General features: G+C 49.6%; 25 protein-coding genes and 1 pseudogene. All 26 read right to left on the bottom strand.

Translation table 11 applies throughout. From position 1 onward, the window contains the following. Positions 1 to 21: 21 nt before the first annotated feature. The 26 genes and pseudogenes from dnaK to HMPREF0080_RS01610 all read right to left on the bottom strand — a co-directional run bounded on the left by dnaK (position 22) and on the right by HMPREF0080_RS01610 (position 23,349). Positions 22 to 1,875, bottom strand: a complete 1,854-nt coding sequence (dnaK, locus tag HMPREF0080_RS01725) for a molecular chaperone DnaK (RefSeq protein ID WP_006789404.1) — start codon at positions 1,873 to 1,875, stop codon at positions 22 to 24. A gap of 34 nt (positions 1,876 to 1,909) precedes the next feature. Beyond that, a complete protein-coding gene (locus HMPREF0080_RS11205) occupies positions 1,910 to 2,029 on the bottom strand; it encodes a nucleotide exchange factor GrpE (RefSeq protein ID WP_006789403.1) in 120 nt (39 codons plus the stop codon). Continuing rightward, positions 2,013 to 2,498, bottom strand: a complete 486-nt coding sequence (locus tag HMPREF0080_RS01720) for a nucleotide exchange factor GrpE (RefSeq protein ID WP_006789402.1) — start codon at positions 2,496 to 2,498, stop codon at positions 2,013 to 2,015. Before HMPREF0080_RS01720 ends, HMPREF0080_RS11205 begins: the two co-directional genes overlap by 17 nt. 15 nt (positions 2,499 to 2,513) lie before the next feature. Continuing rightward, the gene (gene hrcA, locus HMPREF0080_RS01715; protein ID WP_006789401.1) at positions 2,514 to 3,551 is read right to left on the bottom strand and encodes a heat-inducible transcriptional repressor HrcA; all 1,038 of its coding nucleotides are present in this window, start codon (positions 3,549 to 3,551) and stop codon (positions 2,514 to 2,516) included. A 231-nt stretch (positions 3,552 to 3,782) separates the two neighbouring features. Further along, on the bottom strand, positions 3,783 to 5,684 hold the full coding sequence (locus HMPREF0080_RS01710; protein WP_040346822.1) for a type I glutamate--ammonia ligase: 1,902 nt from the start codon (positions 5,682 to 5,684) through the stop codon (positions 3,783 to 3,785). Between the two features lie 130 nt (positions 5,685 to 5,814). Beyond that, positions 5,815 to 6,258: a GatB/YqeY domain-containing protein gene (locus tag HMPREF0080_RS01705; RefSeq protein WP_006789399.1), complete on the bottom strand. Its 444-nt coding sequence runs from the start codon at positions 6,256 to 6,258 to the stop codon at positions 5,815 to 5,817. Between the two features lie 38 nt (positions 6,259 to 6,296). Beyond that, positions 6,297 to 6,476, bottom strand: a complete 180-nt coding sequence (gene rpsU, locus HMPREF0080_RS01700) for a 30S ribosomal protein S21 (protein WP_006789398.1) — start codon at positions 6,474 to 6,476, stop codon at positions 6,297 to 6,299. A gap of 163 nt (positions 6,477 to 6,639) precedes the next feature. Beyond that, positions 6,640 to 7,482, bottom strand: a complete 843-nt coding sequence (locus HMPREF0080_RS01695) for a YitT family protein (RefSeq protein ID WP_006789397.1) — start codon at positions 7,480 to 7,482, stop codon at positions 6,640 to 6,642. Then, positions 7,479 to 7,892, bottom strand: a complete 414-nt coding sequence (locus HMPREF0080_RS01690; RefSeq protein WP_006789396.1) for a RuvC family protein — start codon at positions 7,890 to 7,892, stop codon at positions 7,479 to 7,481. Before HMPREF0080_RS01690 ends, HMPREF0080_RS01695 begins: the two co-directional genes overlap by 4 nt. A gap of 8 nt (positions 7,893 to 7,900) precedes the next feature. Then, entirely contained in the window at positions 7,901 to 9,139 is a 1,239-nt protein-coding gene (locus HMPREF0080_RS01685; RefSeq protein WP_006789395.1) for a DUF3084 domain-containing protein, read from the bottom strand. A 77-nt stretch (positions 9,140 to 9,216) separates the two neighbouring features. After that, a complete protein-coding gene (locus tag HMPREF0080_RS01680; protein WP_172633465.1) occupies positions 9,217 to 9,918 on the bottom strand; it encodes an alpha/beta hydrolase in 702 nt (233 codons plus the stop codon). A 74-nt stretch (positions 9,919 to 9,992) separates the two neighbouring features. After that, positions 9,993 to 11,084, bottom strand: coding sequence for an LptF/LptG family permease (locus HMPREF0080_RS01675; protein ID WP_006789393.1), 1,092 nt, complete (start codon positions 11,082 to 11,084; stop codon positions 9,993 to 9,995). Positions 11,085 to 11,102: 18 nt separating this feature from the next. Continuing rightward, positions 11,103 to 11,823 (bottom strand): annotated as a pseudogene (gene lptB, locus HMPREF0080_RS01670) (LPS export ABC transporter ATP-binding protein). A gap of 12 nt (positions 11,824 to 11,835) precedes the next feature. Then, positions 11,836 to 12,543: an LptA/OstA family protein gene (locus HMPREF0080_RS01665; protein WP_006789391.1), complete on the bottom strand. Its 708-nt coding sequence runs from the start codon at positions 12,541 to 12,543 to the stop codon at positions 11,836 to 11,838. Between the two features lie 29 nt (positions 12,544 to 12,572). Then, on the bottom strand, positions 12,573 to 13,121 hold the full coding sequence (gene lptC, locus HMPREF0080_RS01660; RefSeq protein ID WP_006789390.1) for an LPS export ABC transporter periplasmic protein LptC: 549 nt from the start codon (positions 13,119 to 13,121) through the stop codon (positions 12,573 to 12,575). Between the two features lie 6 nt (positions 13,122 to 13,127). Then, positions 13,128 to 13,781 carry a lysophospholipid acyltransferase family protein gene (locus HMPREF0080_RS01655; protein WP_006789389.1) on the bottom strand — a complete coding sequence of 218 codons (654 nt, stop codon included), beginning with the start codon at positions 13,779 to 13,781 and terminating at the stop codon, positions 13,128 to 13,130. Then, positions 13,778 to 14,035 carry a hypothetical protein gene (locus tag HMPREF0080_RS10440; RefSeq protein WP_006789388.1) on the bottom strand — a complete coding sequence of 86 codons (258 nt, stop codon included), beginning with the start codon at positions 14,033 to 14,035 and terminating at the stop codon, positions 13,778 to 13,780. Before HMPREF0080_RS10440 ends, HMPREF0080_RS01655 begins: the two co-directional genes overlap by 4 nt. Positions 14,036 to 14,055: 20 nt before the next feature. Continuing rightward, positions 14,056 to 14,574: a KdsC family phosphatase gene (locus tag HMPREF0080_RS01650; protein WP_006789387.1), complete on the bottom strand. Its 519-nt coding sequence runs from the start codon at positions 14,572 to 14,574 to the stop codon at positions 14,056 to 14,058. Continuing rightward, positions 14,574 to 15,545, bottom strand: a complete 972-nt coding sequence (locus HMPREF0080_RS01645; RefSeq protein ID WP_006789386.1) for a KpsF/GutQ family sugar-phosphate isomerase — start codon at positions 15,543 to 15,545, stop codon at positions 14,574 to 14,576. Before HMPREF0080_RS01645 ends, HMPREF0080_RS01650 begins: the two co-directional genes overlap by 1 nt. Before the next feature lie 21 nt (positions 15,546 to 15,566). Next, positions 15,567 to 16,403: a 3-deoxy-8-phosphooctulonate synthase gene (gene kdsA, locus HMPREF0080_RS01640; protein WP_006789385.1), complete on the bottom strand. Its 837-nt coding sequence runs from the start codon at positions 16,401 to 16,403 to the stop codon at positions 15,567 to 15,569. Beyond that, a complete protein-coding gene (gene kdsB / locus HMPREF0080_RS01635; protein ID WP_006789384.1) occupies positions 16,403 to 17,140 on the bottom strand; it encodes a 3-deoxy-manno-octulosonate cytidylyltransferase in 738 nt (245 codons plus the stop codon). The genes kdsA and kdsB overlap by 1 nt, the downstream gene beginning before the upstream one ends. Before the next feature lie 3 nt (positions 17,141 to 17,143). Further along, positions 17,144 to 18,274: a tetraacyldisaccharide 4'-kinase gene (gene lpxK / locus HMPREF0080_RS01630; RefSeq protein ID WP_040346855.1), complete on the bottom strand. Its 1,131-nt coding sequence runs from the start codon at positions 18,272 to 18,274 to the stop codon at positions 17,144 to 17,146. A gap of 5 nt (positions 18,275 to 18,279) precedes the next feature. Next, on the bottom strand, positions 18,280 to 19,620 hold the full coding sequence (locus HMPREF0080_RS01625) for a 3-deoxy-D-manno-octulosonic acid transferase (protein ID WP_006789382.1): 1,341 nt from the start codon (positions 19,618 to 19,620) through the stop codon (positions 18,280 to 18,282). A 7-nt stretch (positions 19,621 to 19,627) separates the two neighbouring features. After that, complete coding sequence (locus HMPREF0080_RS01620) at positions 19,628 to 21,385, bottom strand: ABC transporter ATP-binding protein (RefSeq protein WP_006789381.1); 1,758 nt, start codon at positions 21,383 to 21,385, stop codon at positions 19,628 to 19,630. After that, entirely contained in the window at positions 21,354 to 22,523 is a 1,170-nt protein-coding gene (gene lpxB, locus HMPREF0080_RS01615) for a lipid-A-disaccharide synthase (protein ID WP_006789379.1), read from the bottom strand. The genes HMPREF0080_RS01620 and lpxB overlap by 32 nt, the downstream gene beginning before the upstream one ends. A gap of 10 nt (positions 22,524 to 22,533) precedes the next feature. Beyond that, the gene (locus HMPREF0080_RS01610; protein WP_006789378.1) at positions 22,534 to 23,349 is read right to left on the bottom strand and encodes an LpxI family protein; all 816 of its coding nucleotides are present in this window, start codon (positions 23,347 to 23,349) and stop codon (positions 22,534 to 22,536) included. Between the last annotated feature and the right edge of the window lie 249 nt (positions 23,350 to 23,598).

Below are 23,598 nucleotides of genomic sequence, written 5' to 3'. Positions count from 1 at the left end.
GGCAGCTCCTTTTCTTACATCTTATTTCTGGTCGTCATCCACTACCTTATAATCGGCGTCAACAACATTGTCATCAGCTTGGTCCGCATTACCGCCTGTCTGTTCCTGACCGGCGGACTGCTGCGCTGCCTGCTGCTGAGCTTCAGCCTGTTTATACATATCGCCGCTCAATTCATAGAGAGGTTTTGTCAATGCTTCGGACGCGCTCTTGATCTGTTCGATATCATCGCCCTTCATAGCTTCTTTCAAAGCGGCAATCTTATCCTTTACTTCGGACACCTTTGCCTGGTCCGCTTTATCGCCTACCTCTTTCAGCGTCTTTTCAGCCTGATACACGAGAGAATCGGCGTTATTTTTAGCTTCAATAGCTTCTTTGCGTTTTTTATCTTCCGCCTCGTGAGCCGCCGCTTCTTTTACCATGCGGTCAATTTCGCTCTGATCGAGTCCTGACGAAGAAGTGATAGTGATTTGCTGTTCCTTGCCCGTACCGAGATCTTTTGCGGAAACATTTACAATCCCGTTGGCATCAATGTTGAAAGCGACTTCAATGCGGGGTACGCCGCGGGGAGCCGCAGGAATGCCGGTCAATTCGAAACGGCCGAGAGTCTTATTATCCGCAGCCATTTCACGTTCACCCTGAAGGACGTGTACATCAACGGAAGGCTGGTTGTCAACGGCTGTCGAGAAAATCTGTTTGCCTTCCGTCGGAATGGTTGTATTTCTTTCGATAATCTTCGTGAAGACACCGCCCATTGTTTCGATGCCGAGAGACAAGGGAGTCACGTCGAGGAGCAACACGTCCTTGACGTCGCCGACGAGAACGCCTGCCTGAATAGCCGCGCCTATAGCGACGCATTCATCCGGGTTGATGCCCTTGTCCGGTTCTTTGCCGAGAATATGTTTAATAGCTTCCTGTACCGCCGGAATGCGGCTGGAACCGCCGACGAGGATAATCTTGTCGATTTCGTCAATAGAAAGGCCCGAATCTTTAATCGCCTGGCGGGTCGGTTCCATCGTATCCTGTACGAGGTTTGCCGTCAATTCATTGAATTTAGCGCGCGTAAGCGTAAGATCCAGATGTTTCGGCCCCGTTGCGTCCGCCGTGATGAACGGCAGGTTAATATTGGTCGACAGGACGGTGGACAATTCAATCTTTGCTTTTTCGGCAGCATCTTTCAACCGTTGTTCGGCCAATTTATCCTGAGAAAGGTCAATACCGGACTGCCCTTTGAATTCGGAAACCATCCAATTCATAACGGCGTTGTCAAAGTCGTCGCCGCCCAAATGGGTATTGCCGTTTGTCGCTTTTACTTCAAATACGCCGTCGCCCAGTTCAAGAATAGATACATCGAACGTACCGCCGCCCAGGTCGAATACGAGGATTTTCCCGTCGCCGCCCTTATCGAGGCCGTATGCAAGAGCCGCCGCTGTCGGTTCATTGATTATGCGGAGGACGTCAAGGCCGGCAATCTTACCTGCATCCTTGGTGGCCTGACGCTGGCTGTCGGAGAAGTATGCCGGCACGGTAATAACCGCCTGCGTTACTTTTTCGCCCAAATAAGATTCAGCATCTTCTTTCAGTTTCTGCAGGATCATTGCGGAAATTTCCTGCGGTGTGTAGTCCTTGCCTTCAATTTTTACCGTATAGTTTTCGCCCATGTGACGTTTAATGGAAGAAACCGTATTTTCCGGATTGGAAATAGCCTGACGTTTGGCCAGTTCGCCGACGAGCCGTTCCCCTGTTTTGGAAAAACCGACGACAGACGGGGTCAAACGGGAGCCTTCCGTATTTGTAATTACTGTAGGTTCGCCGCCTTCCATAACTGCGACGACCGAGTTTGTAGTACCCAAATCAATACCGATTACTTTAGACATATTAAATTCCTCCTCAATATATACACACGATCTGTTAACCGTTAAATGCAACTTTTACCATGGCGGGACGGATTGTTTTGTCCCCGAGCAGATAGCCGTCCTGCAAGACTTCTACTATCGTATTGTCAGGCACGCCCTCAGCAGGTACGCGCATAACGGCCTGATGATAGTTCGGGTCGAAAGTTATCAAGCGCCTCAATCTTTGTCACGCCCGTCTTTTCAAGGACACCTGCAAGCTGTTTATAAATCATTTCACAGCCTTCGATAAAAGGTTTTACATCGTCATTTTGTTTCTCCTGCGGCACTTGCAGCGCCCGTTCAAAATTATCGATGACCGGCAGGATGTCGGCGACCATCTCACCCCTGATGACATTGGCCACTTGCAGGCGTTCCGCCGAAGAACGCTTTTTAAAGTTCGCAAAATCCGCCTGAAGACGCACGAACTTGTCCTGTATTTCTTTTACGGCAGCGGCCGTTTCTTCGGTTTCCGCCGCGTCTTTTTCCGTTGTCGCCGTTTCTTCGACAGGATCTTCATCCTGTTTTTCCGTATTTACATTAGCATCCAGTACAGATGCATTCTGCTTCTCATCCTGCTCCTCATGTTTTTCTTCATTCTCGCTCATCTATTGTCTACCTCCCTACTTGTCATCATGATAGTGCGCCAGAACTTGTATCATATGCTCTTTCATAAAATCGAGCAGCCCGATTATCTTGGCATATTCCATTCTCGTCGGGCCTAATACGGCAATTTTTCCGAGAACTTCATCGTTCCCCCTGAAGGTTGCTTCAATGATACTGCAGTCATTGAGCGGTACCGGCGAATGTTCATCGCCGATACGGACAACAACGGGATTTTCGTCTTCTTCATCGTCGTTGCTCAACAAATCGAATACTTTTTCCCGTTCTTCAAGGATACCGAAAAGGGAGCGGGCCTTATCGACATTGCGAAATTCGGGAACATTCAGCAGTTCCATTGTGCCGCCCTGATAGAGCTGCTGTTTCCGAAAAGCCCGATGCAGCGAACGAAAGGCCGTACGGTACAAATCCAAATCTCCGACAACATCATTACGGAATCTGTCAAGGAGATCCGTCGTGATTTTCTCAAGAGGCGTACCGGCGAGGCAGTAAGTTAGTTTCTCGGCAAGGATATTCAGCTCGTCTACATCCACATCAACAGGTTTATTGTAAATGCTGTTTTCAACCTGTCCCGTGTCGGCGACGATCAACATAATAGCCCGTCTGTCGTCAAGCGGCATAAACCGGATGTATTTCAACTTTGCGCCTAACTGCCGTGACGCTATGACAAGTGTTACATTATGTGTCATCTTTGACAGAACCTTCGCCGTTGATTGGAAGATTTGATCCACATCATCCATTTTATCATTGAGCCACGCTCGGATCAGACGTCTGTCATCCTTCGTTATCTCCGACGGCTGCAAGAGACAGTCGACATAGAAACGATAGCCTTTGGCTGACGGCGTGCGGCCCGCCGATGTGTGAGGCTGTTCTAAATAGCCCATCAATTCCAAATCAAACATTTCATTCCGTATGGTTGCGGCACTGACGCCCAAATCATACTTGCGTGCTATCGTCCGTGACCCTACGGGCTCGGCAGACATTATATAATCCTGAATGACGGCGTTCAATATTCTTTGTTTTCGTTCATTCAGTTCCATACGTCCACCTCGGTTCCGTTTGTTGGCACTCCGATATGCGGAGTGCTAACAACTGTATACAAGATAACATGTTTGATTTCCTTTGTCAATAGATTTTAAGCCAAAAACAGCACTTTTGGTCAAAAAGTCAAATATTTTTCCGTGCCTATTTCCCCTGACTTTCCCCAAAAGGGCAAAAGAGCGGATTCCTATGCGAAAAGAACCCGCTCTTTAAAAGGATATGGGAATTATTTAAAAAGCATTGTGCGAATATTCATAATACAAATCGTTCAGTTCATTCATTTTCCGGCTCATGAGAACCTGAAGCTCCGACGCCTTATCATAGTCTTTGGCCGCCAGGGCATGCTTGATCTGCGTAAAGACGGACAGACTCTTGTCCGTATCGCGGCCCAATTCGGTACGAAGCGCATTGATAACTTTCCAGCGTTCTATTTCCAAGGGATTGGTGTCACCGTCGATATGAAGGGCTTTGGCATTGATAACTCTTTCCAGATTATCCGGCACGATGCGGTACTGGAGTTCCAGGGCCCAACGCATAAGCGCCCCCTGTTTAAATGATTCCATTACACGCCGTTCGAAAACCGGGCAGGCGAGAGCGTCAATTTTTTCCGGATAGAGTGTCAAGGCCTTGAAGTTTTCCCAGACCGTTGCCGGCGCTTTGCCGAACATGACATTGCGTTCTTCTTCCGTGAAGTTTTCAAATACATCAACTTCCGAACGATAAGCTCTGTTCTTTTCAAGATAATCCGCATCATCACCGACATTCTTGGAAAGCTCCGCCAGAAGTTCCGCCGTCGTTTTGCCGCCGTTCAGGGCATAACGGATGCCGTCGAGAGCGGCCAGATAGAAAAGTGCCAGGGCAATATACGTGTTGGTAAACGGGTTGGGCGCACGCATTTCGATACGCGTCGCCTTCGGACTGGCGGCATTGCGAATAAGTCCGGCCAGGATGGAACGGTTGCGGGTCGGCACATCCGGCGTTTCACCGCCCAGCGCGGCAACGATGCACACGGGCGCCTCAAAACCGGGTTTCAGCCGGTTGAGCGAGTCCGTCGTCGCCGAAATGAAGGGATTAATGACTTCATAGTGTTTCAGTATACCCATAATGGAACCGTAACCGACAGCGGAGAGGAACTCCTTTTGCATATCGTCAGGATTGAAAAGATTGATATAGCCGCCGTTTTTCAAAACGGCACCTATACCGATGTGCGTATGTTCGCCGCTGCCGGCCACACCGTGAATCGGCTTTGCCTGGAATGTAACGTCCAAACCGTTTTCACGAAAAGCTTCACGGATAATAATACGCGCCTGAATTTCATTATCCGCCGTCTGTACGGGATCGGACGAAAATTTCCAATCCACTTCAAGCTGTTCCAAAACAAAAATCAATTTACCGGAGTCGTCAATATGCGCCTTAATCCCGCCTACTTCCTTATGGCCCATTTCCGGTTCCAAGCCGTATTTTTCAAGGCGTTCCACAGCCTGTTCCAAGGCCGTACGGACAACACCGTGCGTACGCTGCCAATATTGTTCCTGCAGCTTCTGAGACGCTGAAAGTTTACGCGACGCCACGTCCTGGCTCGGCGATTTGACCCAGAATTCCAATTCTGTCGCTGTTGTGAAAACAATTTTTTCAATATCGTCGGAATTTACAGATAACCCGGATATACCGTGTTTTTTCACAAGTTTCAATATTTCTTCGCCCACATAGTCGGTCGTATTGCGGAGTATGGAGCGGGAATCGATAAAACCGGTCGCATGCTCGAGGAAGCTCGGAATACGGAGCGTACCGACAGGCTTGCCCGTTTCTTCATCAAGATTACCGTCATTATAGTCGACAAACCAATTTACGCTCGGATCCGCTTTAATATCGACACGAGCATTCGACAGCGTAGCAATACCGGGCAGGACAACGGAGGAACCGTCAGTCTGGAACGCGGAACCGTCGAAGAAGCTTTCATAGCCGGCAAAAAAGACAGATATGGGAATTTTTTCGTCCGTATCGTTACCGGCGAGGTCAACCCCTACGAGGGAAACGAATTTAATTTCCCGATGCTGCTCCAAAAGGGCTAAAATGCCTTCTTTGCCATACTGTCCCGCAGGAATTACATAGAGTAAGCCTTCCCTGTTCATCATATTCCTCCTTGGATAATAAAAAAGACTCCGCACCTGTATCGAGTGTGGAGTCCTCTTTGACTCAGTTATAATTTTCTTTTCAAAGCATGCTTAAACATTACAATCAATCAGTCCGTTTGTCAATATGTCAACGTTGAAAAGGCTCGCTTCGTAAAATTTCCCTTACTGCGGCCGAAACGACCTTGCCGTCGGCCTTGCCCTGAACCTGCGGCATAACCACTTTCATGACATCACCCATCTTCAAGTTTTCCGCCGCCATGCCGGCAACAACATTACGGACAACGGCTTCAATTTCTTCTTTAGAAAGCTGCCGCGGCATATACTTTTCAAGAACCGTCATTTCCGCCTTCGCCTGTGCGGCAAGATCTGCGCGTCCGCCCTTAACGAAGTCTTCCAGCGATTCTTTCCGCTGCTTCATTTCCTTGGCAATAACCGAACCTACGCCGGTATCGTCAAGTTCGCATTTTCCGTCGATTTCCGCATTCCTGACGGCGGAACGCACGGAACGAATAACGAAAGCTCCGTCTTGCCAGCTTCTTTCTTCTTCATTGCGCATTTCATGTCCTGCCATAATTCTTCTTTTAAAGACACTGTATCAACCTTCTCGGATTACGCTTTAAATTTACGTTTACGCGCCGCCTCGGACTTTTTCTTTCTCCGCACGCTCGGTTTTTCGTAATGCTCACGTTTACGGACTTCGGAAAGAACACCCGCCTTTTGGCAAGAACGCTTAAAACGACGCAGCGCGCTGTCCAACGTTTCATTTTTTCCAACTCTTATTTCTGCCATTCTGTATCCCTCCCTCCAAGATTATCGTTAGGGAGTGCTGGTTTGCACACATAAAAATTATACTGAAAATGAAGAGTTTTGTCAATTGCCGCGGTTCCACACATTGCAGGCTTACTGTAGAATCACAATACATGCATTGCCGCCCTTATCTCGAACCGACCGGTCAATGCGCCGTCTTCCTCTTTTTAAACAAGCCGCCGTGCGCTTCTTGTATATCAAAGATGGATACAAATGCATTCGGGTCAATTTCTATGATAGCATCGCGCAGCTGCACGATTTCCAGACGGGAAATAACGCAATAAAGGACCCACGTCCGTTGCCGCGCATACGCGCCTTCACCGTGGAGTCTGGTAACGCCGCGATGCATATCCCGCGTGATACAGCGCGACACCTCTTCATCCTTCGACGTAACGATGAGTACCCCCTTCATCTCGTCAAGACCGTTCGACACGATATCGATGACCTTATAGGCGATAAAGTAGGCAATAAGGGAATACATGGCGCTGTTCCAGGAGAAAACGAAGCCTGATACGCCGAGGATAAAAAGATTGAAAAACATGATAATTTCACCGACGGAAAAAGGCAGCTTCCTGTCCCAGATGATGGCGAGCATTTCCGTTCCGTCAAGAGAGCCGCCCCAGCGAATAATGAGTCCTACGCCGATGCCGATAATGATGCCGCCGAAGATGGTTGATAAGAAAGGGTCCTTTGTGACCGGTTCCAAATGGATGAAACGGCTCCAGACGGCAAGCCATAAGATAGAATATAAGGAAGCAACGGTAAAATGAACTCCGATTTTCCGGTAACCCATGATAAGAAAGGGCAGGTTCAAGGCAACGATAAAAACAGAAAAGCTGACGCCCGAAACGGCTGCCGCCATCAGGGATATACCCACAATACCGCCGTCGATAACGCTGTTCGGCGTCAGAAAGACATCCAGTCCGAGGGTATAAATAAGAGCGCCGAAGGCAAGCCCGAAGGCTCTGAAAAGATATTTCGTAATCATTTTTGTCCTTTCCCCTTTATGTAACGGAGCCCGATAATCCAAGCAACGAAATCGTCTACGGGTTCAGGCGGATATTGCCAGGCCGCCGGTACAAAACGCCGCCATCCCTTGCGCGGCGTATGCCGCCAATAAAGAGCCCGGCCCTCTACAGTCGTAAATTTTTCATTGACGAACGTAAATATTACATCAGTATGTCCGTTTTTAATCCATGCCCGGACAGTCTCGCCGAGATGACGGTGATTCGTCCCGTTCCCCATTACAATAAGGCGGAAGAGCCCTTTGTCGTAACGGTCCTGTATACAGGACAACAGCTCTTCCGTCGGAATAATGCACTTTTCAACTAACTCGCCTTGCTCCGTCAATACGGCAACGCCCGTTTTGACGGAACCCGGGTCAATGGCAAAAATCATATTTCATCCTATCTGTCCGGTTCAACGCGGACATCAATCTTCAACGGGCCGGCCGTATAGACATTTTGTGCCGCCGCAGCACGGAGAGTCAGTCCCGTCGAACTGTACGCCTTCAGTTTGGCAATGACGTCGAACATTTCTACCGCCGTCAAAGAACCCACGTTGCCGCTCAGAGGATCCGGTAAAATACCGTCACTTTGAGCGCAGCGGTTGACATTATGCAAGAAGTGAAGGAGATGCAGCTCCGCATTGCCCGCCAATTCTTCACCTGTAAAGTGTTCGCTGTACACGATCTGACCTTTGCGATAAATTAAATTATTGTCATAAACATTGACATGCACGAGAGCCGGTTCACCGACAATGATATTACCTGCCGCCGTAACGCGAATCAATTTCTTTCCCGGCGGGGCCTGGCTGAGGTCATGCACGGTCTGATTGAATTCATCGGGAGAAATATAGAGGAGTACGGCTTTTTCGTCTTCTATTTTTAAACGCACGCGAATCATCGTATTAATATTCGCCATGACATTACTCAACTGCGTTCGCGTCTGCGCTTCATCCTTGCCGGAATCAAGGACGGCGCTGGAAAGGACTTCACCGACGCGGAACAGCACCGTGCCTTCACGAACGGTAACCACAGATCGGTTAAGGAGACGGTTCCGTTCATCCAGAGCAGCCACTGTCTTTGTAAGCCCGGCCTTCGTCCGCTCCAGTTCTTCAATTTCACTTCGAGCTGTCGTTAAATCAGCATTGGCTTCATCAAAGGCAACTTGTACAATACTCAATTGGTTAGCCGCATCATCACGGGCGGCCTGCACCTGGTCCAGGTCGAGCATGGTCAACCGCAGCTGTTCGTTAGCCCCGTCAAGCTGCGCTTCCTGTGAAGCGAGGACCTTTTCATTATCCGCCAGGCGTTCGTTTTTTTCCTGCATCTCTTCGGCCAGTTTGTCGGCTTCCTGCAAGAGTTTGTCCCGCTGCGCCTCAAGCACCTGCTGCTGTTGACGCAGTTTATTCATGCCGAAAAGCGCAACACGGGCATTTTCCGAGAGAACGGACATGACGCCCAAAGTCACGACGGCAATGCTGATACCTGTCATGATCGTAACGACGACAGATGTGTATTTAGGGCGTAAGCCGAACAGTTTGATTTTGCGTTTTCCTACTTTTGACCCGATTTTATCGCCTAAATACGCGATAATCCCGCCCATAACGGCGAGCACCACGAGCATAAGCCAACCCGATTCCATTGCGGCCGCCCCTCCTCTCTTTATAAGGCTGTATATAGCCGTAATATGCTACATTATACCATATTTTTATCTCACTGTTATAAATATTCCCTTCCAGCGGCGGATTTCTCTTCCCGCAATATCGCCCGGATTCCCTTAACGCTGCGGGCGAGTGTATGTTTGAAATGATTTCCCTTATTCAGCTCAAAGGTGACATCTATACCCGCTTCTTTATAGAACGCGACGAGCCGTTCCGTTTTATCCTGAACGGTCGCCATATATTCATTACGTGTTCTCGCCTCCCTGTCGCCCAGGGAAAAATACATCCGCTCAGGTGCGTTCCGCACGGTTTCCGTCGTCGCCATTTCTTCAAAACCCGGATACCAGAGAGAACCGGACATAGACGCGATACGATCAAACCGGTCCGTGCGGTACATAGCGTAAACTGCAAAGAGGCCCGCCAGCGAATATCCGCCGAGGCCGATAAATTGCGGTGCACCCTTTATCCGTTCCAGCGCCGCAGGTATAATATGTTCAACAAGGCTTCGTAAATACACATCGGCACCGCCCGTGCTTTGCCCGTTTTGTTCCAGAAAACCGCAGGGCCACGGCGACATATCATATAAGAAATCGAGATTGCCGACAGTAAGTAAATTAAAGTCGGGACACGCCTCTTCGTGTAAGGCGTCCCAAACAGTCCGCGCTATATCCGGCAGGTCGTGATAAATGATAAGCGGCCTGTCGGCCTTTTCTGCCGGAAAGAAAAGTATTTCTTTCTTGCCTGCCGTAAAGGGTTCCATAATCATGTTCTCCACCTTTTAGCCTATATAAAAATTGTGTTACCTCCACAAGCGGGAAAGATAACACAATTAACTTATCGGGATTTTTTATAAATCAAATAAATGCCTGCAAGACCCGTAATGAGATCGGGCATGAAAGCCGCCACATACGGAGGGATACGGCCTCCGTTACCCAAGGCGTTGAAGACGGTCATTATACTGTAGTAAATAAAAATGACCACGACGCTGATACCGAACCCGATAGAAGAACTGCCGCGCTGCTTCTGCAGCCCCAGGGGAGCGCCGACGAGGGCACAGACGAGACTGGCCAGCGGCATCGCGAATCGGTTGAACATTTCCACCTTCATCTTGTTCGTGTCGACAGAATTATTGTCGAGCAGCTTAATCTGTTCACGCAGCTCGCGAATCGTCAGTTCATCAGGCTTCTTTTGAGATTGGGCGATCTTATTGGGCCGCTGGGAAATAGGCAATGTCTGGCTGGTAAAAGTCATTGTTCTCGTTACCTGCTCGTTTTCGCCGGACACATCATATATGACGCCTTTGTGCATGACCCATTTATCGCCTTCCCACTCGGCGAAATCCGCTTTTTCCACACGCATGAGAACGTCATTTTCAAATTCCTGAACGGTCAGATCTTTGAGACGCTGTTCCCGGGAATCATACTGGCGGGCATACATAAGACTCGATATGTCGGCGCCGTCCGTATTCTTGAGAATAACATGGTCCTGTGTCGCCGGATGAGCGCCCGTCTTTACTTCTTCGTTGATGATCCGATTATACGCATTATTCGCTTTAGGCACTACAAATTCATTAAAAGCCGTCGTACCTAAAGAAATACAAAATGCCGTAATAAAAACAGGCATGGCCAACCGCAAAAAACTTTGTCCGCCCGAACGCATGACAATGATTTCACTGGCCGCGGACATACGCCCGAAAGCCATAAGCGAACCGAGCAGCACGGACATGGGAAAGGTGATAACGATGATCGAAGGCAGCGCCAGAATCAAAATCCTGAATGCCGCCCAAAGAGATGCACCGTACTGATTGATAAGATTTGCAATTCTATATAGGGTCCCTGTCCCGACGAATATGCTCGTAAACGCACAGACACCGAAAAAGAAGGGCCCTATAAATTCTTTTAAAATATATTTATCAAGTATACGCATTACCTGTCTCCCGACCTTTTACATTGTAAAGTCTTCACCCAAGTAGTTTTTCTTCGCCATTTTCATTTCCGGCAATTTCCATAGGCGCGCCTTCAAGGAAAACTTTACCGTCAGTCAGCAAATACGCTTTATCAACAATACGTAAGGTTTCACGTACGTTATGGTCCGTAATAAGCACCCCCATGCCGCGTTCTCTCAAATGACCGATAACGCTCATAATATCATTGACCGCCAAAGGATCGATACCGGCAAAAGGTTCGTCCAGCAGGATAAAGGCAGGATCCATACAAAGACAACGGGCAATTTCAACACGGCGCCGTTCACCGCCGGAAAGCTGAATGCCGAGATGGTCGCGTAATTTTGTAATAGTGAACTCTTCCATCAGCGCCGCGGCTTTTTCTTTCTGTTCTTTCTCGGAAAGCTTTGTCGTTTCAAGCATGGCCATGAGATTGTCTTCAACGGAGAGCGTACGGAAAATAGACGCTTCCTGCGGTAAGTACCCGATACCTTCGTGTCCCCGCACATGAACGGGCTGTTGTGTAATGTCAGTCCGATCAATCATAATCGTCCCTGACGAGGGTTTTTCAATCCCTACGATCATATAGAAAGTCGTCGTCTTGCCGGCGCCGTTAGGGCCGAGAAGACCTACAACCTGCCCCTGTTCCACGCGGATAGAAACGCCGTCAATGATATTATGAGCGTTATAGGTTTTAATCAAGTCATTCGTCTGTATATGCATGAACTCTCTCTTTTAGTTGTTCTGCGGCATGATAATAAGCGTGGAGCGGCTCATGGCCTGGGCCGAGTTGTCTGCAAGGCGAATCTGCAGGTTATCTCCGTTCAGACTGCTGCCGTTCTGCGTCGCATACACATTGTCAAAGAGATTGATAATGCCGTCATTGACACCGGGAGTGTGTATATATTCCGCTCTCTCCGCATAAGCGGTTAAATTATCCTTCGGTGATTCGATATGTACATTACCCGTGCCGACAGCGGATATTTTTTTGGTCCACGCATCAATATGATCGGCCCACATCTGCGAACCTTGCGCTTCCATATACCCGTTGCCGGAAACGATGCCGTGATCCTCATCCAGATAGTATTCGACCTGATCGCCGTTTAATTTCTTGTCACCGTAGATACCGCGCACATCACCCGTAGCGACAACATAATTTTTATTCGTCGAGTGAAGTTTCTGCGCCGTTACATGCATATCCGGCTGTTCCACCGTAACGCCGCCGTCCAAATCAGCTTCCGCCGTTTTCAAATTATACAACGCCGTTGCCCCGGTCATGGTAGCCTGATCACGAGTGATAATCACGTTACCCTGCGCCGTGGCAATCTGTGTTTTGCCGTCATATTGCAATTTATCGGCCGTAACGGAAACAGCCGACTGTGTTGCCGCGGTTGACACGGTATCGGGTACTGCCAGAACTGCGGCCGCAGGAGCGCTGCACATGTATACGCTGCTGTTTTTTTCATCTCTTCTTATTCCCCCTTGGTGATACGGGCATGACCGGTAAGCGATACTTTATCGAGCGCCGCGTCCGTTGCAAATGTATCCGCGCTGAGTTCGACCGAATCGGCACGCTTAATCATAACTTTGCCGCCCGTTATTTCACGGGTATCCATATTATAATACACACTCCCGTCCGTCTGCAATGAATCGCCCCGGTCCGTCACCGCGTCAAGAGGCGCTTTGATTTCAATGACTTTATCTTTTCTGTCAACTATGCCCTGATCGGCTGTAATCGTCAGTTCCGTGCCGTCTTCAGCAATAAATATCCCCTTCGGTTTGACAAAATATACTTTTCCCGTATCGGGGTCAACAAGGATTTTATCGGCAGTAAGATGCCAGACAAGTTTACCGTCACGCTGCTCTGCCAACTCGGAACCGTCAAATTGGATGAGCTTTTCGGTATTCACGCCGCTCGGAGTATCCCCCTCACGCAAAAGCGAAATGAGCAGGCCTGCGAAAAGCAGAACAACAACTGCCGCAATCAGTCCTAATTTGTGATTTTGTACCCATTGCTTCATATGCCGTTATTCTCCTCCATGTTGTTGTAACGCTGTCATTTCTTCAGGTCTGGTACTCCAACGGTGCTGGAACCAAAGCCATTCCGTCGGATGCTCTTTAATGAATTTTTCTGTAATAATCGCCGTCTGTCTGGTCAGTTCCGCAACATCGCGCTCTTTATTACCCGTATCGACATAATATACGGGATCGCCGATATAAACACGGTTGCGGTGCTGCCCGTCATGATACGGAAAAATAGGTACAACCGGAGAATGAAACTGTCTGGCGAAAAGAGCAATACCGCGCGGTGTCGACGCCAGTTCGCCCAAAAACTCCTGCGGCACGCCGTCAAAACCGCCGTCCTGATCAGCCAAAAAACCGAGGATCTTTTTTCTTTTTAGCGCTCTAGCGGCGATGATCATCTCATTGCCGCCGCGGGCGAATACTTCCAGTCCCATACGTTCGCGGTTTTCATTAAGGAACCGGGTTACCGAGTCGTTCGGCTGGTTCTTGACGATCGTTGTGGCCGGATACCCGTATAAAGCCAGGGATGCTCCCATCCATTCCCAATTTCCTATATGTCCGGTCAGGGCGATGACACCCTTTTTTTCTTCCAGTGCCGCTTCAAGAATATCGGTCCTGTCAAGAGTAACGTAATCGGATATATCAGCTTTATTCAATTTCGGCTGTAAAGGATTTCCATTAAAGACTGTCCCAAATTGGCAAAAACGCCGTCAATAATTTCAATCGCTTCCGCTTCACTGCATTTCATGCCGCGCATAACGTGAAAAATACCGCGGTTGCGCTGTTTTTTCAGGAGTCGCCCCACAAAGGGACCCAGTTTTCGTCCCCAGGCAACAATTGTATCATAAGAAAACAGGCATACAAATCTTCCGATTGCCCTGACTGCATGATACTGCCAGTTTTTAAACATTCTCCCGGCCGCTCCCTTCTTTATTGATTAAGCTCATACATCTGCAGTACCGTATCCCATTGATCACGAGCCTTTAATATGTATTCGCAAAACTCCCGTACCGCGCCGTGCCCGCCTCTTGCCGAGACGACGAGATCCGCTTTGTCTTTCACTTCCGCACAGGCATCAGCCGGGGCTCCCGTAAAGGCCACCTGCCCGATAACCGGCAAATCGTTAATATCGTCGCCCATATAAGCGATTTCATCGGTATTTACAGCCGCGACTTCACAAAGCCTTCTTACCCCTTCAACCTTACGACCGACGCCTTGAAAAACATACCCTATATGTAAATCTGCGGCGCGCCTTTCCACCATAGACGATCTGCGTCCCGTAATAATCGCCGTTTTAATGCCGGCCGCATGGAGGCAGGAGATTCCCATTCCGTCTCTGGCGGAAAATCCCTTCAGACAATCTCCGTCAGGACCGTAATAAATAGTTCCGTCCGTCAGGACGCCATCCACATCAAAGGCAACGACTTTCAATGTATGCAACGTTCCCATCAGACAACTCCCTGTCTCAGCAGATCGGTCAAGTGAACCATGCCGACAACTTTATCATTTTCATCGATGACAGGCAATACCGTAATGGGCCGCGGTTGATTTTTTTCCATAATGTGCAGCGCTTCCGCCGCCAACTTATCCTGAGAAATACGCCGCGGATTCTTGGTCATCATGGCATCGACGGGCCATTGTAGGAAATTGGAACCGGTTTCCAACCCGCGCCGCACATCGCCGTCCGTGACAAGACCGGCGAGAGTGCCGTCTTCACCGACAACGGCTGCGGCGCCGAGGCCTTTTTCCGTCATCATGAAAAGGGCATCCTGAACGGTGCTGTCTTCACCGATAACGGGATTATCGATGCCTTTATGCATAACATCTTTAACCGTGAGCAGGAGCTTGCGCCCCAATGCCCCGCCGGGGTGGAAGACGGCAAATTGATCCTTCGTAAAATGATGCTCCGATAAAAGAACCACCGCCAGGGCGTCTCCCAAGGCGAGCGCCACTGTCGTGCTCGTCGTCGGAGCAAGTCCCAACGGGCATGCTTCTTTTTCAACAGTCGCGTCAAGAACGATATCGGCGGTCTTGGCAAGAGTTGAATTCATATTGCCGACAACGGCAATGAGCTTCGCGCCGATACGTTTTAACGACGGCAAGATATTGAGGATTTCCGTTGTTTCCCCGCTGTTGGAAAACGCAAGGATAATATCCTGTCCCGTGACCATACCGAGATCACCGTGAATAGCTTCCGCCGGATGGAGGAACAGCGCCGGCGTCCCCGTACTGGCCATGGTGGCCGATACTTTGCGGGCAATATGGCCGGATTTTCCCATTCCCGTGACGACGACGCGTCCCGGGGACTCAAGAATCATGGTTACGGCATTGACAAACCGCTGATCCAATGCGGGAATGAGTTTTTCTATGCCCGCCGCTTCCAGCTGCAGCACTTCTTTTGCTTCTTCCAGTATATTCATTATATGCACCTCAATGTATGGTTAACTCGTTACCGTCTCCGTACTCTTTAACTGAATAGCGCGGATCGCCGCCATATCGCGCAGAACGCCTTCTACCTGTGTAAGATACAGCATGTTCGGGCCGTCGCTCAACGCCTCCGCAGGATTGTCATGGACTTCCATAAAAACCCCGTCGATACCGGAACCGGCCGCCGCGCGCGCAAGATTGCCTATAAACTGGCGCTGCCCTGACGATTTCGTGCCGCTGCCGCCGGGAAGCTGCACGCTGTGTGTGGCATCAAAGACGACGGGATACCCGAATGACCGCATAATGGGGAAACTGCGCATATCGACGACGAGGTTGTGATAGCCCAGCGTGACGCCGCGTTCCGTAAGCATAAGATTTTCATTGCCGCAGTGCGTAATCTTATCTACTACGTTTTTCATATCTTCCGGCGCCAAAAACTGCCCCTTCTTAACATTGACGCACTTTCCCGTTTCAGCCGCCGCCTCAAGCAAGTCCGTCTGTCTGCAAAGAAAAGCTGGGATCTGTAAAATATCGAGAACTTCCGCGGCTTTTTCCGCCTGATCCGCTGTATGGATATCGCTGACGACAGGGACCTGCAATTCAGCCTTTATATGAGCCAGAATTTTCAGTCCTTCTTCGAGGCCCGGACCGCGATAGGATGAATACGACGAACGGTTGGCTTTATCAAAAGAAGCCTTGAAAACGTACGGCAAACCGAGAGACGCACAAATACGCTTCATTTCCCGGCCGATATACAGAGTGCGTCCAGGGTCTTCAATGACACAGGGACCGGCCATGACAAACAGGTGGGAACCGTCTAAAACCTGATTCCCCACGTGGATAGATTTCATTAAGCGTTCTCCTTAGCAAAATATTCTCTGATGCGGACAACATCTTCCGGTGTATCGACACCTATAAAGGAATGGCCCGTTTTGATAACCTTAATCTTATATCCATTTTCAAGTACACGCAACTGCTCCAACGATTCGGCCTCTTCCAGCGGTGACGGCGCCATAGCCGCGTATTGCAGGAGAAAATCGCGTTTATATGCATAAAAGCCTATATGCTTGTAAGGACGATTTTTTTTCGTAAAATCGTGACGGGGATAAGGGATAAGCGACCGGGAAAAATACAATGCTTCGCCGCGGCAATTCATGACGACCTTGACGGCGCTTTTATCTTCATATTCTTCCGGCGCCAGAGGAACGGCTACCGTTGCCATTTCAAGTGCCGAATCCGCTTCAAACGCCTCGCAAAGAGCATCGATTACGTCAGGAGAAATAAGCGGCTCATCCCCCTGAACATTGACAACCACATCCGCATCGGCATAATATCCGACTGCCTCGGCAAGGCGGTCCGTGCCGTTTTTGTGGTCTTCCCGTGTCATAACGGCACGGCCGCCAAAGGCTGTAACAACATCATAAATGCGTGGGTTATCCGTAGCTACGACAGTGACCTCCGGTTTTTCCGCCTTGTTCGCCTGTTCATATACGCGCTGTATCATCGGTTTGCCGGCAATATCGACGAGCGGCTTGCCGGGCAAGCGGGTCGACGCATAACGGGACGGTATAATGCATACAAATTTCATAACCTAACCTCCCAACACACGTTTAAGGACGCGTTTCACTTCTTCCTCACCGGCCGTCATTTCTATTTCTATCCCCATGACAAAGACGGGGTCTTCGTTTTTAATAGTATCTGCCGGGAACTTGACGGCATCCTTTTCAGTCGTCACGATAACGGCATGCTTTGCCGCCGCAAAGGCGGCCGCCTCACGCAAGTCCTCTTCTGTATAAGAATGGTGGTCGTCGAAACGAACGGCGTGAACTATATCAAAACCCAGATCCCTTAACGTTTCTTCAAAAGACTCCGGATTGCCGAGCGCCGACAGGGCGACGACCGCCGTATCCTCGTCAAGGCTTGCCGCACCGTCCGTATGGCCTGCCTGCCAGTCTACAAAAGGCACACACCACTTAGCCTGATGATTGGCTTCGGCAATAGGCGCGCTTTCATTGTAATAGCGTAAGAGAGAATAAATTTTTTCGACCTCGTCCCGATCGGCCCGGTCAGCCTTCGTCACCACAAAGAGATCGGCCCTTTCGAGCCCGTCCAAAGGTTCACGCAGCGTGCCGCGCGGCAAAAGATGGCCGTTGCCGACAGGATCGCACGCATTGATAAGAACTATATCCAAATCGCGTTTAATCTGCCAATGCTGAAACGCGTCGTCAAGAAGAAGGACATCCGGCCGGAACTCATCCATCGCCCTTTGTCCCGTTACGGAACGCTTTTTACCGGCAATAACGGGAATACCCGGCAAAGAGCGGGCCAGGAGAACGGCTTCATCGCCAGCCTGTGCAGGCGATAAAAGCACGGCATGCCCGTCCGAAACAACGGCGCAGCCATGTTCACTTTCCGAACGGTAGCCGCGGCTTAGTGCTGCCACCGTATACCCCATTTGTCTGATTTCTTTGGCCAAGTATACCGCCATAGGCGTCTTACCGGTGCCGCCGACAGTGATATTGCCGAGACTGATAACGACGGCCTCGAATTCCGTCCGCTTTTTGGCCCCGCTTGCATAGGCATTGTACCGGCGGGTTACTCCTTTTTCATACACCGCCTCAAGTCCTTCCAGGACACGTAAAACTATTTCATCCAGTTTGTTTTGAGGGCCCTCTTTCGTTAATTTAAGGAACCGCCTTGTTATATTCTCTCGAAAAGACATATACCTCATCCCCATAAATGCAGCCTGTCTAACAGTTTTTTCAACTCATCCAAATTGCGTTTCGTCGCACCCTGGTTTTCAGCAACGACAGCCAGACAATTTTCATGCATATGTTCCGCCCGTGCCGGATCCGTCAAAATATCAAGACATGTCTGAACGAACTCGTCTTCGTTGCGGACCATGACACAAGCGCCGCGGCTGCTGAGGAGTTCGAATATCTCTACGAAGTTGAACATGTTCGGCCCGACAACAATAGGCTTGCCGTGCGCTGCCGGCTCAAGAATATTATGGCCGCCGACGCGAACTAAGCTGCCGCCGACGAAGATCAGATCTCCGATGCTGTAGACCCGGCCCAGTTCACCGATCGTATCAAGGATCACGCCGTCACGCGGCCGTACCGCTTCCCCGCCGTCCGGCATATCGCTGCGCTTAACCATCGTTACGCCGAAACTCACCCCTGCGTTAATGATAAGGTCCGCCTGGTAAATATAACGCGGGGCAATGATCAGCTTAGCCGCGGGAAAACGTTCTTTTATTTTACAGAATGCTCTATAAACGGGAATATTTTCTCCCTTATGCGTACTGCCGGCGATCATGATCGGATAGGCGCCGTCGGCAAACCCCATAGCGGTGCGCAGGCGCTGTTGCTCTTCTTCCGTTACGATCCCGTAGGTCTGATCGTATTTTGTATTGCCCGTAACGATAACCCGATTCGGATCGGCGCCGATGCTGATGATATACTGCGCGTCAATGCGGCTCTGCATACAGAAGACACGTATGGAGGAAAGGACCATCTTTGTAAAAAAAGTGATCAGCCGATAGCGTGACGCGCTGCGATTGCTGATGCGCCCGTTCATCATCATGACGGGAATGCTCTTGCCGGCCGCGACGCGCAGAAAGTTCGGCCAGATTTCCGTTTCGACAAGAACGATGACCTTCGGATTGATGATATTTAAGATCCGGTTAGTAAAATACGGCAGATCCAAAGGAAAAAACAGAATCCCGTCGGCACCGTCAATGATCTGATGAGCCATGCGGAAGCCGGTAGCCGTAACTACGGAAACGATGATGATTTCTTCCGGATGTTCTTTACGCATTTCTCTGACAATCGGACTGGCCGCCACGATCTCACCGACCGAGGCGGCATGAATCCAGATAGCATGCCTGTTCGATATTTTTTGTTTTAACTCTTCCGGTAACCAGCCTATACTCTGTTTAATACGCTGAAAGAATCCTTCTTCGCGGATGAGGCGATAAATCAGGACGGGTATCAACGTTGCCCAATAAAGGAGCAAAAGGATGTTATACACCCAGTAGAGAAAGGTGGATCTCGCATTCAGTTTCAAATGGATTCTATCCTTCCGTTACGGATACGGGATTAAATTGAACGGCATAGAGACTTGCATATAAGCCTTCCCGTGCCAGCAGTTCTTCGTGCGTGCCGGCTTCCACAATGGAGCCGTGATTGATGACAACGATTTTATCGGCATCGCGGACCGTGCTCAAACGGTGTGCAATGACTAAAGCCGTACGCCCCTGCATAAGCGTTTCCAATGCGGCCTGTACGATTTTCTCACTTTCCGTATCAAGAGCGGACGTAGCCTCGTCAAGAATAAGAATACGCGGATCTTTTAAGATGGCGCGCGCAATAGCGATACGTTGGCGCTGTCCGCCGGAAAGGGCATTGCCCCTGTCGCCGACGACGGTCGCATATCCGTCGGGCAATACAAAGATAAAATTATGAGCATTAGCCGCTTTAGCGGCCGCTACAACTTCTTCTTCAGTCGCATTGAGGCGTCCGTAGCGTATATTTTCCAAAATGGTCGTGTTAAAAAGCATCGTTTCCTGCGGTACCAGCCCGATTTGGCTGCGCAGGGAGGAAAAGGTCACATCGCGCACATCGATACCGTCAATTTTCAAGGAGCCCGACGTAACATCGTAAAAACGGGGAACCAAGTTGGCAATAGTCGATTTTCCCGCACCGCTGGGCCCGACAAGAGCAACGATCTGTCCCGGCTCTACGGTCAGATTGAAGTCGGTCAACGCCTCGTGCTCCTCATCATAAGAAAAGTAAACGTGTTCGAATTGGACTTTCCCTTTAACGATGTCTAAACGTACGGCGTTCGTTTTTTCTTTTACGTCCGATTCCGTGTCGAGCGTCTCAAACACGCGATCGGCTGCGGCAAGAGAACGTTGGATGTCACCGTAAATTTCACTGATACGGCGAACGGGGTTGGACAAATTAATGGCGTAAATGAGGAAAGCTATGAGCGCTCCTGCCGTCATGGCCCCGTTAATAACACTCATACCGCCGTACCAGATAATGCCGACGACGGCCACAGCCGCAAAAAACTGAATAAACGGCGTAAGCATAGCCGTTAAACGTGTCGTCGCCATAAGAGCCCAAAAATTCTTATCATTTTGGTCAACAAAGCGATCGATCTCATGGCCTTCCCTGTTAAAAGAGCGGATAATGCGAATGCCGGATATCGCTTCTTCTATGAGAGCCGTAATATCGGCCAGCTTCCCCTGCACTTTGTGACCGGCCCGCCGCAGCCTTTTGCCGAAATAGTTAATAGTAAAGACGACGAGCGGCACGACAGCCAGCGTCAGAAAAGTAAGTTTCCAATAAAGGTAAAACATGGAAACGAGCGAGCCGATGAGAATGACCGCTTCCTGAACGAAAGAAATAAGATTATCCGCTATGGCAGTCTGTAAAGCCGTAACATCATTGGTCAGATTGCTCATAATATTACCGGTTTTTCGTCTGTCGAAATAGGACAGGGACATGTTCTGTATATGCCGATAAAGCGCTTCGCGTATGTCGTTGACAATATGCTGGCCGATATAACTCATCAAATATTTTTGCCAAAAATAGAAGAATCCGCGAAAGATAAAGAGCGCCAGAATGCCGATACAAATAAGATTCAGCGTCTGTGTATCCTTTTGTGCCAATACTTTATCGATAACATCTTTAATGACCCACGGTACGACGACATTACTGAGGCCGGAAAAAGACATACAGATAACGGCGACTCCCAGTTTCTTCTTATAGGGGACGACAAAACGCAAAAGGCGTTTATAACTCTCCCAACTGTTGTACTGCTTCATGGAGGCGTATCTCCTTTATGAATTCTAAGATAATTTCACCCGTACGCATGACCGCGCCCGGCTCGCCCATCTTATCACGAACGGCAAGCATCGCCCGCCTCGCTTCTTCGTGCGCCGCCTCCTCCGTAAGTAAAGGCACGATAACGGACGCAATCTTTTCAGGCGTTACATCGTTTTGCCAAAGTTCCGGCATAACACGACGTCCTTCTATAATATTCGGCAGCCCTATATTGTCAATATGAACGAGTATTTTCGACAACAAATACGTCAATGTATTGACACGATAAATCAGGAGAGTCGGCAACCCCATAAGAGCGGTTTCCAGAGTCGCCGTACCGGATGCGCAAACGGCCGCGTCGGCGATATTCATCATATCATATACATGATCCTCACCGATGACAATCGGAAGTGCCGCCGTATCGGCCAGTTTCTGTAAAACACGGCGGTCAATCGTCGTTGCTTTCGGCACGATAAACTGTACGTTACCCGTTTTTTCAGCAATCAGTCTGCCCGCTTCCAGCATCTGCGGAAAAAGACCCTTCACTTCCTGCATACGGCTGCCGGGCATTAAGACTACCGTTTTTTTTGTCTCGTCGAGGCCGAACGCTTCGTAAGCCTTGTCCTTCGTCCACTCGGCATGGACCGTATCCAAAAGGGGATGCCCGCCGTAAACGACATTTGTTCCCAATTCACGATACATGGCCGCTTCAAAGGGAAAGAGTGAAACGGCCAAGTCCGTATATTGCGCAATGGTTTCACCGCGGCTTTTGTGCCAGGCCCAGATAGTCGGCAAAATATAGTAAATAACCGGGATACCCGCCGCTTTCGCCTTTTTGATCAAGCGCATGTTAAACCCCGGATAATCAATACAAACAAGGGCATCGGGTCGTTCTTCCGCCATCGTGTCGACAAGGAAGGAGCGCAGCTTAAAAAAGAAGGGGATCTTTTTAATGATCTCACCGACACCGATGACGCCGAGATTCTTTATATCATATATAATGCGTACTCCCGCTTCACGCATGAGCTCTCCTCCCATACCGAGGAGCTCGATGTCGGGGTCAAGCCGGCGAAGTGCCCCGGCCAGGCCGGCGCCGTGCAGGTCGCCTGACGCTTCGCCGGCTGAAAACATAATTTTCATAAATACCTCTTCAGTACGATTCGTCGACGGAACAAATACAAATATTTTTTTCATTCGCCAGCGCAAGCACTTCTTCCCGTTCGACAAAAAGCGTCCGTTCCGCTTCCATGGCCAATAGGGTACAACCGCTGTCGAGCATGGCCTGCAGCGTCTGTCTGCCCACGGCGGGCACATCAAAGCGAAGATCCTGTTTCGGTTTGGCAACTTTGACAACGACAGCGTTACCCTGTCCCAGTTCACCGCCGCGACGAATGCAGGCGTCTGTCCCTTCAATGGCTTCAACAGCCATAACGGCCTTCTGCTTGACGACTACTGTTTGTCCGATATCCATACCGCCCATGGCTTTTGCCGTTGCGAAACCGAAACGGATATCTTCTCTTTCCGCTTCTGTCGGCCGCCGTTTCGAGAGTATTCCGACAGGCGGCATCAACGGTTTTAAATAAGCGGTCTGATCGGCTACAACCAGGCCGTCTTTGGCCAGTTCATCGACAATGGCCAACATAATCGTATCGTCTTTGCGATTGTGCAGTCCCGCAAGAAGCTTAATAGTTCGTAAATCGGGAAACTGCAGGCCCTTAAAAAGGATTTCCTTCGTCACCTTGCCGATCATGGTCACTTCCCTGACGCCTTCATGCCGCAGTGTCTTAATGACCTTATCCAATTTTGCCACATTTATTTCGTAATACGCGTCGGCTTCTTCTTTCAGAGCCGCCGCGACATCCGGAACGACGGCAATGACAATCACTTCGTGTCCCGTCTGTCGGGCCGCGCGCATAAACTCGACGGGCAAATTCCCGACACCCGCCAACAAACCAACTTTTCCCATGAGTACCTTCCTTATGTCAGCAGATACATTACGCCCTATTATACCAAAAAACGGTACTTTCTGTCAGTACGGATTACTAAAAAGAGCAATGATCCGACAACCGGGCCCATTCTTCATGAGAAGCCGCAGTAAAGCATGGGTTTATTGTGAAAATATGAAGAGGACACATGTGTGTACTGAAACCGCATGTGTCCTCTTTCATTCGCACTGGAAATTTATTTCAGAATAACCCCGGAAAAACCATCTGCT

Source organism: Megasphaera geminata F0357, from assembly GCF_000239275.1.
Lineage (GTDB): Bacteria > Bacillota > Negativicutes > Veillonellales > Megasphaeraceae > Megasphaera > Megasphaera geminata.
Note: the sequence above shows the minus strand (reverse complement) of the source record. Positions and strands in the feature narration are given on the sequence as shown.

Excerpts from the sequence above, each read along its gene's own strand:
- HMPREF0080_RS01650 (WP_006789387.1), bottom strand. The coding sequence starts at position 14,574 with ATGGGAACGTTGCATACATTGAAAGTCGTTGCCTTTGATGTGGATGGC.
- HMPREF0080_RS01610 (WP_006789378.1), bottom strand. The coding sequence starts at position 23,349 with ATGGGAAAAGTTGGTTTGTTGGCGGGTGTCGGGAATTTGCCCGTCGAG.
- HMPREF0080_RS11205 (WP_006789403.1), bottom strand. The coding sequence starts at position 2,029 with ATGCGCGTACCTGCTGAGGGCGTGCCTGACAATACGATAGTAGAAGTC.
- HMPREF0080_RS01710 (WP_040346822.1), bottom strand. The coding sequence starts at position 5,684 with ATGAACAGGGAAGGCTTACTCTATGTAATTCCTGCGGGACAGTATGGC.
- HMPREF0080_RS01620 (WP_006789381.1), bottom strand. The coding sequence starts at position 21,385 with ATGAAGCAGTACAACAGTTGGGAGAGTTATAAACGCCTTTTGCGTTTT.
- hrcA (WP_006789401.1), bottom strand. The coding sequence starts at position 3,551 with ATGGAACTGAATGAACGAAAACAAAGAATATTGAACGCCGTCATTCAG.
- dnaK (WP_006789404.1), bottom strand. The coding sequence starts at position 1,875 with ATGTCTAAAGTAATCGGTATTGATTTGGGTACTACAAACTCGGTCGTC.
- kdsB (WP_006789384.1), bottom strand. The coding sequence starts at position 17,140 with ATGAAATTTGTATGCATTATACCGTCCCGTTATGCGTCGACCCGCTTG.
- kdsA (WP_006789385.1), bottom strand. The coding sequence starts at position 16,403 with ATGAAATCTATCCACGTGGGGAATCAGGTTTTAGACGGTTCCCACCTG.
- HMPREF0080_RS01705 (WP_006789399.1), bottom strand. The coding sequence starts at position 6,258 with ATGGCAGGACATGAAATGCGCAATGAAGAAGAAAGAAGCTGGCAAGAC.
- HMPREF0080_RS01695 (WP_006789397.1), bottom strand. The coding sequence starts at position 7,482 with ATGATTACGAAATATCTTTTCAGAGCCTTCGGGCTTGCCTTCGGCGCT.
- HMPREF0080_RS01680 (WP_172633465.1), bottom strand. The coding sequence starts at position 9,918 with ATGGAACCCTTTACGGCAGGCAAGAAAGAAATACTTTTCTTTCCGGCA.
- HMPREF0080_RS01720 (WP_006789402.1), bottom strand. The coding sequence starts at position 2,498 with ATGAGCGAGAATGAAGAAAAACATGAGGAGCAGGATGAGAAGCAGAAT.
- HMPREF0080_RS01645 (WP_006789386.1), bottom strand. The coding sequence starts at position 15,545 with ATGAATATACTGGAAGAAGCAAAAGAAGTGCTGCAGCTGGAAGCGGCG.
- HMPREF0080_RS01665 (WP_006789391.1), bottom strand. The coding sequence starts at position 12,543 with ATGTGCAGCGCTCCTGCGGCCGCAGTTCTGGCAGTACCCGATACCGTG.
- HMPREF0080_RS01690 (WP_006789396.1), bottom strand. The coding sequence starts at position 7,892 with ATGATTTTTGCCATTGACCCGGGTTCCGTCAAAACGGGCGTTGCCGTA.
- HMPREF0080_RS01685 (WP_006789395.1), bottom strand. The coding sequence starts at position 9,139 with ATGGAATCGGGTTGGCTTATGCTCGTGGTGCTCGCCGTTATGGGCGGG.
- lpxK (WP_040346855.1), bottom strand. The coding sequence starts at position 18,274 with ATGTCTTTTCGAGAGAATATAACAAGGCGGTTCCTTAAATTAACGAAA.
- lptC (WP_006789390.1), bottom strand. The coding sequence starts at position 13,121 with ATGAAGCAATGGGTACAAAATCACAAATTAGGACTGATTGCGGCAGTT.
- lpxB (WP_006789379.1), bottom strand. The coding sequence starts at position 22,523 with ATGAAAATTATGTTTTCAGCCGGCGAAGCGTCAGGCGACCTGCACGGC.
- HMPREF0080_RS01675 (WP_006789393.1), bottom strand. The coding sequence starts at position 11,084 with ATGCGTATACTTGATAAATATATTTTAAAAGAATTTATAGGGCCCTTC.
- rpsU (WP_006789398.1), bottom strand. The coding sequence starts at position 6,476 with ATGGCAGAAATAAGAGTTGGAAAAAATGAAACGTTGGACAGCGCGCTG.
- HMPREF0080_RS10440 (WP_006789388.1), bottom strand. The coding sequence starts at position 14,035 with ATGTTTAAAAACTGGCAGTATCATGCAGTCAGGGCAATCGGAAGATTT.